Below are 16,495 nucleotides of genomic sequence, written 5' to 3' on the forward strand. Positions count from 1 at the left end.
TCACTTCGGTGGCCGCTTTTTAATGGTTATATTGCAGGTATTCATCATGGCTTCTTTTCTGCCGGTGGCGCAACTGACCCGCCGACATCTGATCTTTCCGCTCTCGCTGGTGTTATTCGAGTTCGCCACCTATATCGCCCATGACATGATCCAGCCCGGCATGCTGCTGGTGACACAGGAATTTAAGGTCGGGCCTGAATGGGTTTCTACCTCGCTGACCGCCTATCTGGCGGGTGGCATTCTGCTGCAGTGGCTGCTTGGACCGCTCTCGGATCGCATCGGGCGGCGTCCGGTGCTGCTCAGCGGCGTGGCGTTTTTTATGCTCTCCTGCATCGCGACCCACTGGGTACAGAGTATTGAACAGTTCATCCTGCTGCGGTTTCTTCAGGGGATGAGCCTCTGCTTTATCGGGGCGGTAGGTTACGCGGCGATACAGGAGGCGTTCACAGAGTCGCTCAGCATTAAAATGATGGCGCTGATGGCCAACGTCGCCCTGCTGGCCCCACTGGCCGGGCCGCTGGCGGGCGCAGCTTTTCTTACCGTGGGAGAATGGCGCACCCTGTTCTGGTTGATTGGGGCTGTCGCGGCGCTGGCGCTGGCCGGGCTGTGGTATGCCATGCCTGAAACGGCGGGCGATCGTCAGACACCGCTGTCGCTGCGTTCGATTATTGGCGGTTATGCCTTATTGCTAAAAGAACCTCAGGTGATGCGCGGCTCGCTGGCGATCGGGCTGGTCACCGTGCCCTGCATTGCCTGGGTAGCATTGTCGCCCGTGATTTTGATCCACGGTGCGCAACTGAGCCGCATCGACTATGCGCTGTTACAGCTGCCGGTTTTTGCCGCCATGATTGCAGGTAATCTGACTCTGGGTCGATTATCCAGCCGTCTGCCCATTGAACAGCCTGTAAGACTCGGTGCATGGCCTGTGGTCTGCGGACTGACCATTGCAGCGATCGCCACCATGATTAACCCAGACAGCTATCTGTGGCTGACTGCCGGAATGAGTCTCTACGGTTTTGGCACCGGACTGGTCAACGCCGGGCTCTATCGCATGACGCTTTTTTCCAGCAACGCAGGCAAAGGCAGTGTGGCGGCGATGCTTGGGATGGTGAGCATTCTGATCATTGCACTCGGCATTGAAGCCGCCAAAACCGCGTATTTCAGCTTCGGCAACGGTGGTTTTAGCATAGTGAATCTGATCTGCGGTCTGCTATGGCTGGGTCTGGTCAGCGCATTCCTGCGTGCAGGACAGCGAAAATTATGCGCGGAGTAGTCATTACCCAGCTATAAAAAATTGCGGGATGGCAAAACAGTGTTTGTCATTCCGCACGCTCAGAACACTGATTAAATCTCCTTCACTTCCGCATTGATTTTATTCAGATAAGCTTCGACCAAATCGTTACTTTATCTGCGTGTTGCGTCATTCGATGATGATTGCGCCTGCTGAGGCAATGGATAAATCTTTTATGCCGGAAACACAGGGATACCATGACTTTGCCTTTAACTGAACAACTGGTGCAGTGGCGTCGCGAACTGCACCAGCATCCTGAACTTTCGAATCATGAATATGCCACTACGGAACGGATTACACGCTGGCTGGAACAGGCAGGAATCCGGCTGAAGCCGCTGGGGCTGAAAACCGGCGTCGTGGCAGAAATCGGTCATGGCGAACCGCTGATCGCCCTGCGCGCGGATATTGATGCGTTACCGATTGAAGAAACCACCGAGCGACCGTGGCGATCACAGCAGCCGGGCGTGATGCACGCCTGTGGTCACGACGTTCACAGCGCCGTGATGCTCGGTGTGGCGTTGCAACTGAAACAGCAGGAAGAGACGCTGCCTGGCCGGGTGCGGATTCTGTTTCAGCCCGCCGAAGAGACTTTCAATGGCGCGCGTCAGCTGATTGAAGCCGGTGCGCTGGAAGGCGTTCAGGCGATATTCGGCCTGCACAATGCGCCTGACCTGCCGCTGGGCATGCTTCAAAGCCGGGCGGGTGCGTTTTATGCCAACGTCGACCGCTTTGTGATCCGCATTGAGGGCAAAGGCGCGCATGCCGCACGACCGCAGGAGGGGATCGATTCGATCGTGATTGCCAGTCATATCGTGACGGCACTGCAGACCCTGCCGAGCCGGGTATTCAGCTCGCTGGAAACGGTGGTGCTGAGCGTAACGCGCTTTACCGCCGGTAATACCTGGAACGTGCTGCCGCAAAGTGTTGAGCTGGAGGGCACCGTACGCACTCACAACGGCGAGATTCGGGCGCAGATCCCGCACCGCATGCGGTCACTGATTCAGGGTATCGCCGCCGGGTTTGGTGCGACCGCAGAACTGGAGTGGACCGAGGGACCACCGGCCCTGATTAACACGCCAGGCTGGGTGGATGTTGCTCTGGACGTTGCAGAACAGAGTGGCTATCTCGCGGAGCATGCGGAGTCGCCGCAGATGGGCGGAGAAGATTTTGCCTTCTATCTGCAACAGGTGCCGGGCGCGTTTGTCAGCATCGGCAGTGCCAGCCAGTTTGGGCTGCATCATGCCGCCTTCGATCCGGATGAAGCCCTGATCGGCCCGGCGGTGGCGTACTTCACCCAGCTGGTGCCGCGCGCGTTGCAGATTGTCGCGGCGCAATGACGAAAAAAGGAATGCCGGTGACGGGTGACATCGCATTTCAGGAGCAGCCTGAAGCGATTGTGGTGGAGTCCACTGAAGGTTTTAACCTGGCACTACGTTTTACCTGAGTGCAGACCTGTTATGTTGTGAAAAACGCCTCAAATGAGGCGTTTTTCACAGGCGTTACAACGATACAAATCAGAAGGTGTAGCTGGCGGTCACTGAAAAATTACGCGGTTCGCCGTAGACCACAGAGCTGGCCACGTTGGTGTCATACTCTTTGTCGAACAGATTATTGAGATTGCCCTGCAGTGACAGGTTTTTGTTCACCTGATAGCGGGCGAATAGATCAACCAGTGCATAGCTGCCCTGCCGCGCGCGCCAGGTGCCATTACCTTCCGGGCCGCCGACATCGTTCCAGACGTGCGTCTGCCAGTTTACGCCGCCACCCAGCGTCAGCTGCTGCAGTGTCGGCAGACGATAGCTACTGAACAGGTTAAAACTGGTCTGCGGCAGTTGCGGGTTAAACGTGCTGCCATCGCGATTTTCCGCGATGTAACGCGACCCGCCAAAAGTCATCTGCCAGTTGTCGGTTAATGCACCGTTGACTTCGAACTCCACACCACGACTCACAACCCCTTTGCGGCCAACGTAGGCAACATCTCCAGAGCCCTGAATGGTCTGCGTCGTCGCTTCACCTGCGTTATCCAGCTCCGTGCGGAAAACTGAAACGGAGGTGGTCAGGCGACTGTCCAGCCAGTCAGATTTCACGCCAGCCTCGTAGTTTTTACCGATAACCGGCGACAGGTAAGCACCGCTGGCATCGCGGTAATCCTGGGGCTGGAACACCGAGGTATAGCTGGCGTAAGCCGACCAGTTTTCGGCGAAGTCATAAATCAGCCCGCCATACGGCGTAATGTTGTTTTCTTCCGCTTCGCCACTTAAGGTTTCGCGATTCCAGTTGGTGTAACGGGCGCCGAGAATCAGGTGCAGCGGATCAGCAAGTGACAGGCGGGTTGCCATGTAAGTTGATTTCTGGCGAACCAGTTGGGTATCGCTGGCAGGCAGACGCGGTGTCCAGTTGGATTCCGGATACTGGCCGTTGAAGTCGTTATAGTTACCTAACGACGCCGACGAGATATTCTCAAAGGTGCTGAAGTACTTATTATCCTGGCGAGTGTAGTTGACGCCCACCATCAGCTCATGCTGGCGCCCCAGCAGTTCATACGGGCCGCTGGCAAAAGCATCCACTGCATCCACTTTCCGTTTGCCGGTGTTATAACCGGTTCCGCCCACCACCGGATAGTCAGCATAGGAAGAGACACCCGCGCCGGTATTGCGATCGAAATAGCCATCAAGATAGATCTGCTTACTGTCCAGACGCATCTCGTTGTGCGCCCCGTTCAGGGTGATGTTCCAGCCGTTATCGAAATCCTGCTTCAGGTTTACAAAGAGTTTGCGATTCTCTTTGTCGTTATAGGCCCAGTCAGGCGCTGTGTTGTAGCCGCGACGGGTATGAATCTGTGTGCCGTCCGTGTACCAGCGTGGTGCGCCGCCCCACATGGTGGAGTCGGTATTGACCTGACTGAACTCATAACCGACAGAGAGCGTGGCAGAATCCGTCAGATCGGCGTCAACTACGCCATAGATGAACTGTTTTTTAGCGCCGTAGCGTTCGATGAAGCTGTTGTTATCCTGCCAGCCTGCAACCAGTCGGCCACGCACATTACCTGACTCACTGAGCGGCGCCGAAAGATCGGCAACATAACGCTGTTTGTTCCAGCTGCCGTAGCTGGCAGCGACGGTGCCGCCGAATTCTTTGCTGTCCGCATGTTTGCGTACCATATTGATGGCTGCTGAAGGATTGCCTGGCCCGGTCATCAGCCCCGTTGCGCCGCGAACCACTTCAACGCGCTCATACAGGGCCATATCGGTCTGTGCATCGCCCAGGTTCCAGCGTTCGGCAAAAGCAGTGGGAATGCCATCGACCATATAGTTGTCGATCATAAAGCCGCGCGCATAGTAGTTAGTGCGGTCCATATCCCCACTGATGCCGCGGATTCCAGTGGTATTTGCCAGCACATCATTCAGCGACTGAAGTTGCTGATCTGCCATTCGCTGCTTGCTGACAATGCTGACTGACTGCGGCACATCACGCGCAGTGCCCAGCATTTTTGTGCCTGCACGGGTAACCGGGACGCTGTAATCGGTTTCGGGCGAAGAGACCGCAGCAGCATTATCGGCAGCGGTAACGGTCAGAGTCTGGTCAGTGCTGGCAGCGGGTGCCTGAGTCTCTGCGGCATGCGCAATGTTATGTGCCAGTGATGAGGCGACAATCACGGCCAGCAACGAGAAGCGAAATGGACGTTGCAGAGCAATCACGTTCTTAATCCTGGGATGCTGAAGATCGAAGGCGTTCATTAATTCCTCAATTATCTTTATGTTTTTATGCTGCCATTATCACGGCCCTGCATCCTGCGGGCATCGCCTGACTGCTTATGCTCAGAGAAATCAAAAACCCTCTCGTAAGCGTTTACGCGCAAGTGTGAAAAAACTTTAAAGCAAATGAGAAATATACGCATTGCGATTATCAATGCAAGATTTGGTTAACAAACAATGCTGATTCTTTCAAAAAAGTATTTATCGGGTTCTGACTGCTGGAGAGGATCGCCAGCAAGGAAGGGATTTTCACATCAGCGTAAAAGCGAATTTAACCTCGGTAAGCAAATGCTGCTTCATTTTAAATAATTATAAAATCCTGTAATGCCCGTTCATTGAGCTGAAGTTTCCCTTTCTCATGCAACAATCCCCGTCTTGATTCATTTTTTTCCTTATTTAACACCAGATATTGCAGGAATTCGTCAATGCGCAAAATTTTACCTCTTAAAGCGCTGATCATTACGTCCGTTTTCAGTGTATTTTCAGCCTCCGCCGCCACACTTATGCAGAATGTGAGTTCAGGCTGGGAAAATTTCAGCAATAACGTCGCCACCACCTGGCAGCAACCTGAGGGAATCGACTTTTACCTTCCCGCTATTACCTGGCACAACCGTGCAACCTACGATCGGGAACATATTAATAAATATAATGAAAGACCCTGGGGCGCAGGTGGAGGGATTTCCCGTTACGACGAAAAAGGCAACTGGAACGGCATCTATTTAATGGCGTTTAAGGACTCCTTTAATAAATGGGAACCCTTCAGTGGCTATGGCTGGGTGGCAACCTGGCGCCCGCTTGCTGATCAGAATTTTCACTGGGGCGCAGGTTACACTGTTGGCGTCACCGCACGACACAACTGGGACTATATTCCAGTGCCAGCCGTCCTGCCACTGGCCTCAATCGGCTATGGCGATCTCGATTTCCAGATGACCTATATTCCCGGTACGCATAACAACGGGAACGTCTATTTTGCCTGGCTGCGCTACCACTTCTGATTACCCTGAATGAAAGCGTTAGCGTGACATCGCCATGATAGAGAGATCGTTCAGGGAAAGCGTCTCGCCATCATAGCGATGTCGCAGCAGATAATAACTTTCGCAGTGAATAATCTGCTCAACTGCATCCGAGAAGGTGTTCATCGCGCTGCGCATCTGGCTCAGATAGTCATGAGTGTCATACACCCGGTCGATACCCTCCAGCGCATGATTCATGATTTTGCGGGCCACATCATTAGGCGTGTCGAGCGCGGAAAGTTTAGATCGTGCGGTCCGGCGCAAATCGCGCGGCGTAAAGGCTTCCAGCCCGAGTCCGCGTGGAGCGCGAATCATCCGGCGCAATGCCTGGTTCAGTGCGCCTTTTGACAGTGGCTGTTGCGGATCACGTGGCGCGGGCACCAGCCAGGGGGAATCGGGATCCGCATCGCGCAGCAATGCTTCGATGCATTGCTTCATCAGGGGTGAAATGGGTAACACATGTTCCCGCTGTGATTTATTGCGTGTGCCCTGCATCCACAATCCTAACTGCAGATCGAACTCTGTTTTTTGCGCCTGTACGATTTCATCAGGCCGTCGGGCACTGACAAGACACAAACGCAGCGCCCAGCGGACTTGTTCTGATAATGCCCAGTTGTCCAGCCCATGCCAGAAAACCCAGATTTCCGCATCAGTGAGTTGCCGACTGCGCGGCGGCGTTGAGCGACCTGCGACATCCCGTTTCTTCATTGAGGCAATGGGTGAATGATCGAGATAACCCTGCATCTCAGCCCAGGCAAGGAATTGTTTAGTCAGCGCAAAGACCCTTCGCGCCTCCTCTTTTTTACCGTCGGCAATCAGAATGTTGTAGAGCCGGTTGAGCCGTAAACGGTTCAGTGCTTTGAGGGGCAGCAACCCGATGTTGGGCAGAACATGTTTCAGCAGCGATGAGATCGCAATCTCGGGACGCCGCCGGCTACTTAGCAATGACAGTTTGACCCAGACTTTCATCACCTGCTCAACCGTGCCCTCATCGCCAAAATTATCCAGCTCACTAAGCGTGGCAGTTTTTACCTGCTCCAGCCAGACCAGTACATGACGGCCCACATACGCTGAACGGTCCATGGTCTGAGTCAGATTTGTTGTCACATCGCTACCTTGTTACTTCACTGCAAAGCGGGACATTCTAATGACAATGTGCATGTGACTCCAGACCTAATAAGTCTGGAGTCACAAAGACGCGTTTTGAGTAAAATTGAAGGCGTTGATGGGGTGTTATGCTGAACCAGAAAAAGGATTTTTGACTGGATAAAAATGCGATAAAGAAGTGCTTCAGGAGTGAAACATCAACGTAATGATCTTGTGACTCACTTATGTTCCTCAATGCCATCCATGGCGTATAAATTCCGGTCTCAATCGGGCAGCAAGTGATACCAGCCCGGGATGAACGCTGTGCGTCATCAGCTGCCAGCCTGACAGGATAATGATTTACACAGCCCGCTCTTCACCAAAACAGCATGTGCTTTACTGGCAGGCTCACCGTATCCACTATTTGAAATCAACCTGCATCAACTCGGCGATGGTGGAGTCGCGGGTTGTTACTACGCAGCGATCCAGGTAATCGGTAAATCTTGAGGGTTTGTTCATACCCAGTTGCAGCAGTTTGGAATTATCGAATACCACATTCAGGTTTGAGAAATGACCATACAAATTCATGGCGCGCAGCATGATGCGTTCGTTGCAGGGCCCGAACAGATCCTTAAAGGTTCTTCTGCTGTCAGAGAGCTGTTTATAGGACACCTTCTGATAATCAACGCCGAGTGCCCTGCTCCCTGATGCTTTAGCCATCGCTTCGTCAATTTCAGCGAAGGTCACACTGCTCTGTGTGCCAGCAGAGATATGAATCACCTCATTAATGACGTCTTCTGCATCAAGCAGCATCACCAGGGCATCCGCGCAGTAATCAACCGGAACGACATCAATACGATCGTCCAGGTCGCAGGTGAATTTCCCTAATGCCAGCGCCATACGGAATACCCAGAAAATACTGGCTGACGGCAGACAACCCTGATCGGAATGGCCCACGACGATTGATGGCCGGGCAATGACCAGAGGCAGTTCCGGCAGCTTTTCGGTCATCATTTTTTCAATTGAGGCCTTACTCCAGGTGTACTCGACAACATGCTGATCGCGGCTGGAATCGAGTCCGCCTTCAGTCACCAGCGAGCCACGCTCCGGTGCACAAGACATCGCCGTACCCACGTGGATAAATTTCTCAAGTCCCGCGACACGGCTCATGCGTTCAGCGAACTGGAATGTGCCTTCAACATTCACTTTCCAGATAGTGGGATTGTTACCAAAAGAGGCAACGGCAGCACAGTTAATAACGTGGGTGACGTCATTAATCCGAGAGTCATTGATAAAGTTTTCCGTTAATGCCAGATCACCTAAAATGATATTTTCAGGTGTTATCGTGTGAATAACTGACTCACTTAAGCCAAAGTTTTTCAGGTTAGCTTTAAGCCTTTTTAGCCCTTCTTCAACCGTCTCGCCTCTGACCAGCAGCAGCAGCCTATCCTTGACCCTGTTCTGTAATAAATTTGCTACAACAGCCCCGCCTAAAAAACCTGTAGAACCAGTAATAAGGATTTTTTTCATGATAGTGCCATTTAATCTGATTGATCAAAGGAAGCATTACTAAACCGCTTCCCAAACAGGAAACAATTAAAAAAATAAATTGTTCAGGTAAATCATTTCTGATGTATGCGCTGGTGAGTTCAGGTTTACTGCTGAGTCCGACGTCAATGCCTTCCAAACCTGTCACTTCGTAAACCCGACCAGTATAAAGCCAGTTTCTATCGCCAGGCTCAACAACACTGCAGATATTTTACGAAACACGTTCGTTGAAGATTTATTTATATTCTACACAGGAGTAATAACTGCTGACCTCCCCACTCTGCAGCTAAGTTGCCGCTTTAATTTGAACCATTTTCCTCAGTCGGGATCAAGCTATATTAGATTTATATTTTGTGAACTTTACAGGTTAGTTATAAATTAAGTTTATTAAGAATCCATTAGAACCGAATTATTTTTCAAAGATTGTCTGCAGGTTAAACAAAAACAATTTAAATCATTTATTAAGCAAGCCGTTTAAACAGCGTTTAATTATCATCGTTTTGTCTCTGCCAATCATAATAGTTTTTTTAAAACGCAGGCGCTCTGAGACGTTTCAGTGCCGCGTCAGACAGAAACGGTTTCCCGGCGAGGGAATTTAACGCAAGAACGACACCCGCTCAAAGCATGACCAGTTCTCAACAGGATGCCATGGGTATTTTGTATGAATACGATCAATCCCTGACAACCCAGCCAGCCAAAGGCTCTCTTACTCGCATGAATGGCGTGAAAAGGGTCGAAACAGGCCGATGGGAAAGCGCGCGTCATGTCACGTTTAAAAGTATCGAGCCAAAAGAGCAATCTCTGCGACAGCCGGTTATTCTTCTGGTTCACAGTGACTACATGCCCTCTCACTTTATAAAGGAAAAGAATTCCTGCACGAAATATTATCTGTAAACAGATGCAGATTACTATTCTGAATAAAAACTCGCCATTTTTTCGCCTCACTGGCTGAAAAGCGTAACCACAGGTAACTATCTTCGTGATATCTGTATCCTGACGAGAGAAAAGAGCCAAAGAGGAGCTAAGCTCTGATGAGTTCAACGTGCAACTATGACTACCAGGATATTGAGTAATGAAAAAATTATCAGTTATCGTTATTGCTACCGGCTTGTTTTTGTCAGTAAATTTACAGGCTAATGCTGAGGGATGTCTTAAAGGAGCCGCAGTTGGAGGCGTGGCAGGTCATGTTGCTCATCATGGTGTCGCCGGAGCTGCAGCAGGCTGCGCAGTCGGTCATCATATGGCAAAGAAAAAGCAGAAAGAAGCTGAGAAAAATCAGCAGGCACAGCAGGCTCAGAAATAAGCTGAACTTTGGTGTTGACCTAGACCCGCCAATAGCCGGATAACACTTTATCCGGCTATTGTTGATTTTTATTGTTAACTACCCAGAATAAATACAGGTGTAGCTGTGCATGAACAGCAGGGATTCGCAGCTTATGATTTACGCTGGCTCATAAAATTATCACCTACCAATTCCGCAGTTATTTAAGCATCATGATTTTGACGCCATTCATCGACCATCTGCTTTGAGACCTCTTTTTTATAACAGATCGGTGCATAACCACCCTGCTTGCTCCATGCGCTTCGTCCGCCACAGCTACTGCCATTTCGCGCAGCACTAAATGGGCATGCACATACACCAGGATATGAGACGATTGAATCCTCGATAATGCGCTGGCGAATGTGATCATCGTTTTGCTTTGATGTCTTCGCTTGAGACGCACCAACCCAAAATATTGTCAGGACGATAACCAGACTAAAAACGATTCTGTTGTTATTCATGATTTCCTCCAGAAGTGAGGAGGATAATTTAACGCAGTCCAATTCATCTCAATCCTGCGAACAACAGACTATTGTGTGCCTAATCCTGGAAATGTAACCCTCCAGTTATTAAATGAATATCAGTACTATCATCTAAATTATATCTAAATATTAGAATAAAAACCTATATACTTCTTCTTTATACATATAGATTGTCGCAAACCTTCATCGATGTACAATTCTCAAACCCAGAGCACAGTGAGTTTGTCATCTCAGATAATGACATCACGTTTTATAGCGTTGCTTGCCTGAGGTTGGTTTTAGGATTCACGCTAAGCTTTATTCATTATGGGAGAAGGTCGTGGAACAAAAAAGAAAAGATAAAGTTATTGAGAAGTAATTTAAACAATGAATATGGCCAGCTGTAGTTGTTGATCGTACAACTCTATACGTAATGAACCTTAATTCTGGCTTGATATTTATAATTGCAATGCTGGATAGCAACCCCTTAATCATGGAATAAATTCAGGAATGCTGGCTTTTTCATTCTATCAGCCAGTACAGGCAAAACGGGTGAAACAGTATTGTGACATTTACTCATGGCCTTCGATCAGGGCTGAGTAATTCTATAAAGTTGGTTTTTTATGATAGTAAAATATACTAATCGGATAATTTCCTGCGTGAGTGCAGCCCTTGTTTTTTTGTTATTTTCGCCATCAACTTTCGCTACACCGGTTATTGGCATCGGCAGTATGTATGATGTCCTGACGCCAGGAATGCAAAGTATGACTAAAAGAATATATAACACAGGTGACTCCACCGCATTTGTTCGGGTTGAGATTCTTGAAATACATCCTGAGCGACAGGATAAAAATAATGAGTTACCACAAAAAGAGGTATCCGGAAAAACACTGGAACGTGAGAGACTTATTGTGACACCACAGCGCCTTATTATTCCCCCATCAGGATTTCAGAGTGTCCGTATGCTCTGGCCTGGTGAGCGTAACAGTGAGCGATATTTTCGCATCAGATTCATCCCTGTTATGCCAGAGAGCGACGATGGCTTTGGACTTGATAAGAAAGCAGTGAGTGAATACCGTAAAGAAAACCTGCAGGCAGGACTTAATGTCCTCACCGGGTACGGAACTATTCTAATCGTCCAACCGGAAAAGCCTTTATTTAATACCGTGATACACGATGCGGCGCCAGACTCTTTATCAGTGCGAAATAACGGCAACGCTACGGTGTCACTGGATGCAATACGCCAATGTAAATTTGCGAATACGGATTGTGGATCCGTAACACGAGAATTCATTCTTCCTGGCCGAACACACGATGTGAAACGGAAGGCAGGATATAAAACGAATTTCACTCTGATTGAGGGAAGCAACAAACGGAATTTGAGTTATTAATTCCGTAAATATCTTCAGGCGAAAGTTTGCCTGTAATTAAAGACCACTTAAAACATTAGGATATTATTAAACATGAAACGCAACCTTTCTATTCTTAAAAAATCCTTTTCTACCGCACTAATTTCCTGTGCAATTTTAGGCGGCGCAGTTGCGCATGCAGCTGACAGCCAAAGCTATACCATCAATTTATCTGCAACTGTTCCTTCAGATACTTTTCAGGTGATCCCTGTTGATTCTGGCTGGATTAACCAGACACAGGATATGGCTTACGACATTTCTACCAGCAAACTTAAAGTCTTTGAGAAAGAGTTTCAGTATAAAAATACCAATGGTGGTATTCAGGCAACACTGACCGGAAACCTCAACTCTGATGGTAAACCGCAGCTATCTAATGGAACAGATGTTATTCCTCTGGCTGTGACATTTAATGGTGTAACCCTTAGCAAAACAGCTACAACTGTTGTTACCAATGAAGATGCCAAAGCCGGTGGTCGAACAATGTTAAAAATCTCTCAGGCTGATGAGAAGGCTCTTGATATGAGTGGTTCGTTCACTGGTTCAGTTGCAATGGTCTTTGAACCTGCTGTCGTTACGCCAGAGTCCTGATAAATATGAGTTAAATTATTTCATTGAGCACACCAGATGAGGGCCGCCACAGGATTGTGGCGGTTTTTTATGAAAAAGACTCTTTTTGCACTTATTTTACTTCCGCTTATATCCCATGCTGATGATATGATGCTGGCCGCAAATATGCGGAAATTACCTGAAGATTTCCGCCGGTACTTCTACAACTCTGAGATTATTGTTCAGGTCTATCTGAATGACAGCCGGTTATTTGATGCGGCGGTTGCCTTAAAAGAAAATGGAAATATTCGTCTGCTGCGTATAATCGATGACGCTCAGGATACTGACCCGGAAATTCAGACGCTATGGCGTGATTTACTTGCAAAAGGCGTATCGATTGGTAAATGCGAGAAAAACTGTCCATCCGGCCTGATGGCGGTGCAGTACAAACTTGATAATTCTGTGCTGAAACTTTATACCCAGAATTATGAGACAGCCCGTGCCAGAAGCACATACATTTCCATGCCGGAAGAAACACCCGGTGGAATAATTATGTATAACGATGCATCGGTTACAACCTCGGAGGCATCACGAAGCTGGGGCATAAATTCATCGCTCACTTCATCTCTTGCTAACTGGAGCCAGAAAGCATCCTTTCAGTCATCCGGAACGAACGGTAAATATAACTATAGTAGTTCTAGTCTTTATGAACTCTACACGCAAAAAGAACTTCAGGGCAGTTTTATTCGCCTGGGCTTTTTTACTCCAGACAATGATACCGGTAATGTACAGACATCCGGATTCGGTTACGACACCGTAGTCGGTGCAATGTGGGGAACTTCAGATACACTCCTGGTCAGTACGGACAGTGTCAGCGCCTGGCCTGTTTATGTGACTGGACGTAATCGATCCATCGCAGAAGTCTGGCGTGATAATCGCCTGATTCATACCCAGGAATTACAGGCTGGTGTGCAGGCGCTGGACACCCGTCAGTTGCCTGGTGGCATTTACGATATAACCATTAAAATCATTGAAAATGGGCAAACCGTCGATACTCAGCAGGCGCAGATCTACAAACCTCAGGGATGGAGCGACCCAAACCGACGCTGGCGTATGAATCTCTGGAGTGGCCAGCACAGAACCCTGGCTTCTGGAAAGGGTCGCGTACGAGACGATAACCCTTATGCCGTTGGGGGTGGCATTGATGTGCTGGCACACCCCCGTGCTGTTCTGGGCATTAGCGGAGCGGCGACAGATAAGGAAAATCAGGTCAGAACACGGGCGAATATAACGCTATCCCCTGATGACAGTCTTTTTGCCCAATACACGCTGGGAAACACAGAATATCAAACGAACCAAAATACCGACATTCGCTATTATCGCAATATCTCCGGTGGCAGTTCTGCCAGCATATTCTGGCGCTCAACAACGTCAGATATCTATGGGCACAGAACGTCATCACGCCAGCAGGGCGATACATGGGGAAGCACCCTTTCGCTCCGGCTTCCCTGGTCAACATCCGTCATTGTTAACGGGCAATATATGGATACTGTCTGGCGCCGCGGATTGGGTGCCGATATATCACTGACCACGCTGGCCTCTCTGTCCGGACATGACATAAATTATCGGGTCAGCGCATACGACCGCCCCGGCTTTAATGACAATCGTCGCGACCATGGTATTTCATTTGGTGTCAGCATCTCACTGGCACCGGCGGCACGGCACATCCTGTCAACTGAAACAGGCATGAACCAGAACCATGGGTATTCCAGTCTGAACTATCAGTGGCAGCCCGGAGAGGACAGTAGCATCCGCACTCTCGGAGGCGGCGTCTCATACAGTCAGCTAAATACCGTCATCAGCGGCAATGCCTCAGTTGATACGCCGTACGTTAGCGGAGATGGTTACGTTCAACATAATACTCAGGGTAATACCAACGTAGCGGGCGGTAATCTGAGCCAGGTTCTGGTTATTGGCGGAGGCAAAATGGCGTCTGTCAACGGAAGTAAAAGTCGTAGCATGGAGTCCGCCCTGATTGTCGACGTGGACTCAGATGATGACACGACGAATATCCTGGCTTCAGGCCGGATGGCTGAGACGCGGTTGAAAGTAGGGCGTAATATTGTACCGGCAGAGTTGTGGAAAAAAGATAACGTCCAGTTTACCGCCAGTGGCGGTGATGCTGTACAGGTCTCTCCAGCCTTCGACAGTGTGCAGATGCAACGTGGCAGCGTGAAATACATAAAAGTAAAGGCAGTGAAGACCTTCACTCTCGTAGGGATGCTGCAGGACGAAAATGGCAATGTCCTGAGAAACCGCTATGTGAACACTGATGTAGCCAGTGGCGTGATAAACGCTGAGGGAGTACTGACACTGGACTCCGGAACAGAGAACAGAAAACTTAAGATCAGGGCCGAAGAAGGTTTACCCGCAATGCAGTGTGACCTCCCGACCGGAATCGACAGAAATAAAAAAGTGCAATTCATCAGCGCAATAAAATGCCGGGCTATCGACACGGGAGACAAAAAATGAAGAGCGTAATATTACGGTTTTTGATGAGCACCCTGCTGCTTGCCGGCTGTGCATCGGCCAACGCCGCAACAATGGATATCACAGCATCGTTTTCACCTTCGATGGATAATCCGGACAATAATGCGTTCACGAATACCACACCGCAAAGTGGATTTTGTGCCACATGGCCAGCAAACTGTGCCGGCGGGATAAAAAGTCTGGCGACTGGACTGACACTTACCCCATCCAGAGGGCTGACACCACAGGATGACAAAAGAGAGAGTCTTTTTTTTAAATGGCCCTCGTCTACCCGGAAAATAATGGTTACAAATATAGAAACGGGAAACACGCAGGAGGTGAATTTCAGGGTATCGACGTTTAGTGGTCGTTATACTGCCAATAGTGACCCAGCAGTATACCGTTGGGGTCGGGGAGACGCTGCTTTCAGTTTATATCCTGATGGCGGTTGCAGTAATTTACATCCAGGTTGGGGCGGTAATCTTTGGCTGGCATGGTTATGGAGCGTCCCAGAAGGAAATTCCGGTTGTTATAAAATAACCAGTGTTGAACGCCCGGTTGGCGATAGTAAATTCATAAATAAAGTCAATGAGCTAAGTTTTGGATATGACCTCAAAGCCCCAGATCCATTGAAAATGGAATCCGGAATTTATACTGGAAGGCTAGCCCTACGTGTCGGACCTGGAGGCGATATCGATTTCGGTGACAACTTTCAGGCATCAGACAACGAACTCGATATCAATTTTACACTGACCGTGAATCATGAACTCAAACTGACAACGACACCCGAAAACCGGGCAGTGTCCCTGCAGCCCTGTGCGCCCGGCCGCATCTGTAGTGAAGAGGAAGGTTCTGCAAACTGGGAGCGCTGGATGGTGAACCGAATCACTCCTGAACTGACCGGAAAAAGTAACTTTAATCTTTCAAGCTCTGGCGAATTTACGGTTTATCTCCAATGCGAGCAGCAGAGCGGTTCAGACTGCGCCCTTAAAAGCGACAACACGCCTTCGCAGACCGTACCCGTCCGGACCCTTCTGACCCTGCCGGAGAATATTATTGATCATTCAACAGGCTCAACCGTGTCAAAACGGCGACTGACCACAGGGAAAGATTTAACAAAAAACGTATTCACAACAAAAAGCTTTGGTCAGAACAGAGCTGGAAGCATCGAATTTCTGGTAGGGCAAAAAGACGTTGATACCATGCTAAAAACCCGCCCGGATACGTATCGTGGTGCTGTAACAGTCATCTTTGATCCGGATATTTATTAAAATCAATCTGGCAATGCCGCTGTTTTTATAATGTTGATGGATTAAAAGGCGCTGAAACAGAACGTTTCCGTTGCGGGCAATCAGTTCGCAACGGGAATAATCACGACATCAACGTTTTATCATGACTCTTCATCACAACGATAAAGATGCAGTTAGTAATTCACTTATGTATAGCGCAGTAACTGGCTGATACGCATTCAGGGTGAATGCAGTTCATCCTGTACGGGTTATTCAGTCATCAACAATGGGGCCTGCCCTGCTCCAG

General features: G+C 49.2%; 12 protein-coding genes. 8 read left to right on the forward strand and 4 right to left on the reverse strand.

Annotated features, from left to right (window positions below; genetic code table 11):
• Positions 1 to 46 precede the first annotated feature (46 nt).
• Positions 47 to 1,273 carry an MFS transporter gene (locus Q7C21_RS02755; protein ID WP_039661443.1) on the forward strand — a complete coding sequence of 409 codons (1,227 nt, stop codon included), beginning with the start codon at positions 47 to 49 and terminating at the stop codon, positions 1,271 to 1,273.
• Between the two features lie 215 nt (positions 1,274 to 1,488).
• On the forward strand, positions 1,489 to 2,628 hold the full coding sequence (locus tag Q7C21_RS02760) for an amidohydrolase (RefSeq protein ID WP_039661444.1): 1,140 nt from the start codon (positions 1,489 to 1,491) through the stop codon (positions 2,626 to 2,628).
• Positions 2,629 to 2,805: 177 nt separating this feature from the next.
• Here Q7C21_RS02760 and fhuE read toward each other — a convergent pair whose 3' ends face one another.
• On the reverse strand, positions 2,806 to 5,028 hold the full coding sequence (gene fhuE, locus Q7C21_RS02765; protein WP_192377902.1) for a ferric-rhodotorulic acid/ferric-coprogen receptor FhuE: 2,223 nt from the start codon (positions 5,026 to 5,028) through the stop codon (positions 2,806 to 2,808).
• Positions 5,029 to 5,471: 443 nt separating this feature from the next.
• On the opposite strand from fhuE, the gene pagP reads away from it, so the two are divergent.
• Positions 5,472 to 6,041: a lipid IV(A) palmitoyltransferase PagP gene (pagP, locus tag Q7C21_RS02770; protein WP_008924637.1), complete on the forward strand. Its 570-nt coding sequence runs from the start codon at positions 5,472 to 5,474 to the stop codon at positions 6,039 to 6,041.
• 18 nt (positions 6,042 to 6,059) lie between these two features.
• On the opposite strand, the gene Q7C21_RS02775 is transcribed toward pagP, so the two are convergent.
• Positions 6,060 to 7,142: a site-specific integrase gene (locus tag Q7C21_RS02775; protein WP_181405302.1), complete on the reverse strand. Its 1,083-nt coding sequence runs from the start codon at positions 7,140 to 7,142 to the stop codon at positions 6,060 to 6,062.
• 423 nt (positions 7,143 to 7,565) lie between these two features.
• The gene (locus Q7C21_RS02780) at positions 7,566 to 8,675 is read right to left on the reverse strand and encodes an SDR family oxidoreductase (RefSeq protein WP_187513089.1); all 1,110 of its coding nucleotides are present in this window, start codon (positions 8,673 to 8,675) and stop codon (positions 7,566 to 7,568) included.
• Positions 8,676 to 9,765: 1,090 nt separating this feature from the next.
• Here Q7C21_RS02780 and Q7C21_RS02785 point away from each other — a divergent pair.
• Positions 9,766 to 9,996: a hypothetical protein gene (locus Q7C21_RS02785; RefSeq protein ID WP_003855058.1), complete on the forward strand. Its 231-nt coding sequence runs from the start codon at positions 9,766 to 9,768 to the stop codon at positions 9,994 to 9,996.
• 182 nt (positions 9,997 to 10,178) lie between these two features.
• On the opposite strand, the gene Q7C21_RS02790 is transcribed toward Q7C21_RS02785, so the two are convergent.
• Positions 10,179 to 10,475 carry a hypothetical protein gene (locus Q7C21_RS02790; protein ID WP_375150352.1) on the reverse strand — a complete coding sequence of 99 codons (297 nt, stop codon included), beginning with the start codon at positions 10,473 to 10,475 and terminating at the stop codon, positions 10,179 to 10,181.
• A 764-nt stretch (positions 10,476 to 11,239) separates the two neighbouring features.
• Between Q7C21_RS02790 and Q7C21_RS02795 the strand changes: the two genes are divergently transcribed.
• The 4 genes from Q7C21_RS02795 to Q7C21_RS02810 all read left to right on the forward strand — a co-directional run bounded on the left by Q7C21_RS02795 (position 11,240) and on the right by Q7C21_RS02810 (position 16,230).
• On the forward strand, positions 11,240 to 11,866 hold the full coding sequence (locus Q7C21_RS02795; RefSeq protein ID WP_008924635.1) for a hypothetical protein: 627 nt from the start codon (positions 11,240 to 11,242) through the stop codon (positions 11,864 to 11,866).
• A 72-nt stretch (positions 11,867 to 11,938) separates the two neighbouring features.
• Complete coding sequence (locus Q7C21_RS02800; RefSeq protein ID WP_008924634.1) at positions 11,939 to 12,472, forward strand: CS1 type fimbrial major subunit; 534 nt, start codon at positions 11,939 to 11,941, stop codon at positions 12,470 to 12,472.
• A gap of 69 nt (positions 12,473 to 12,541) precedes the next feature.
• Complete coding sequence (locus Q7C21_RS02805; RefSeq protein ID WP_238329319.1) at positions 12,542 to 14,962, forward strand: TcfC E-set like domain-containing protein; 2,421 nt, start codon at positions 12,542 to 12,544, stop codon at positions 14,960 to 14,962.
• Positions 14,959 to 16,230 carry a hypothetical protein gene (locus tag Q7C21_RS02810; RefSeq protein WP_375150353.1) on the forward strand — a complete coding sequence of 424 codons (1,272 nt, stop codon included), beginning with the start codon at positions 14,959 to 14,961 and terminating at the stop codon, positions 16,228 to 16,230. The genes Q7C21_RS02805 and Q7C21_RS02810 overlap by 4 nt, the downstream gene beginning before the upstream one ends.
• Positions 16,231 to 16,495: the final 265 nt, after the last annotated feature.

The organism is Pantoea sp. ANP04 (assembly GCF_041982285.1).
Taxonomy (GTDB): Bacteria; Pseudomonadota; Gammaproteobacteria; order Enterobacterales; family Enterobacteriaceae; genus Pantoea; species Pantoea eucalypti.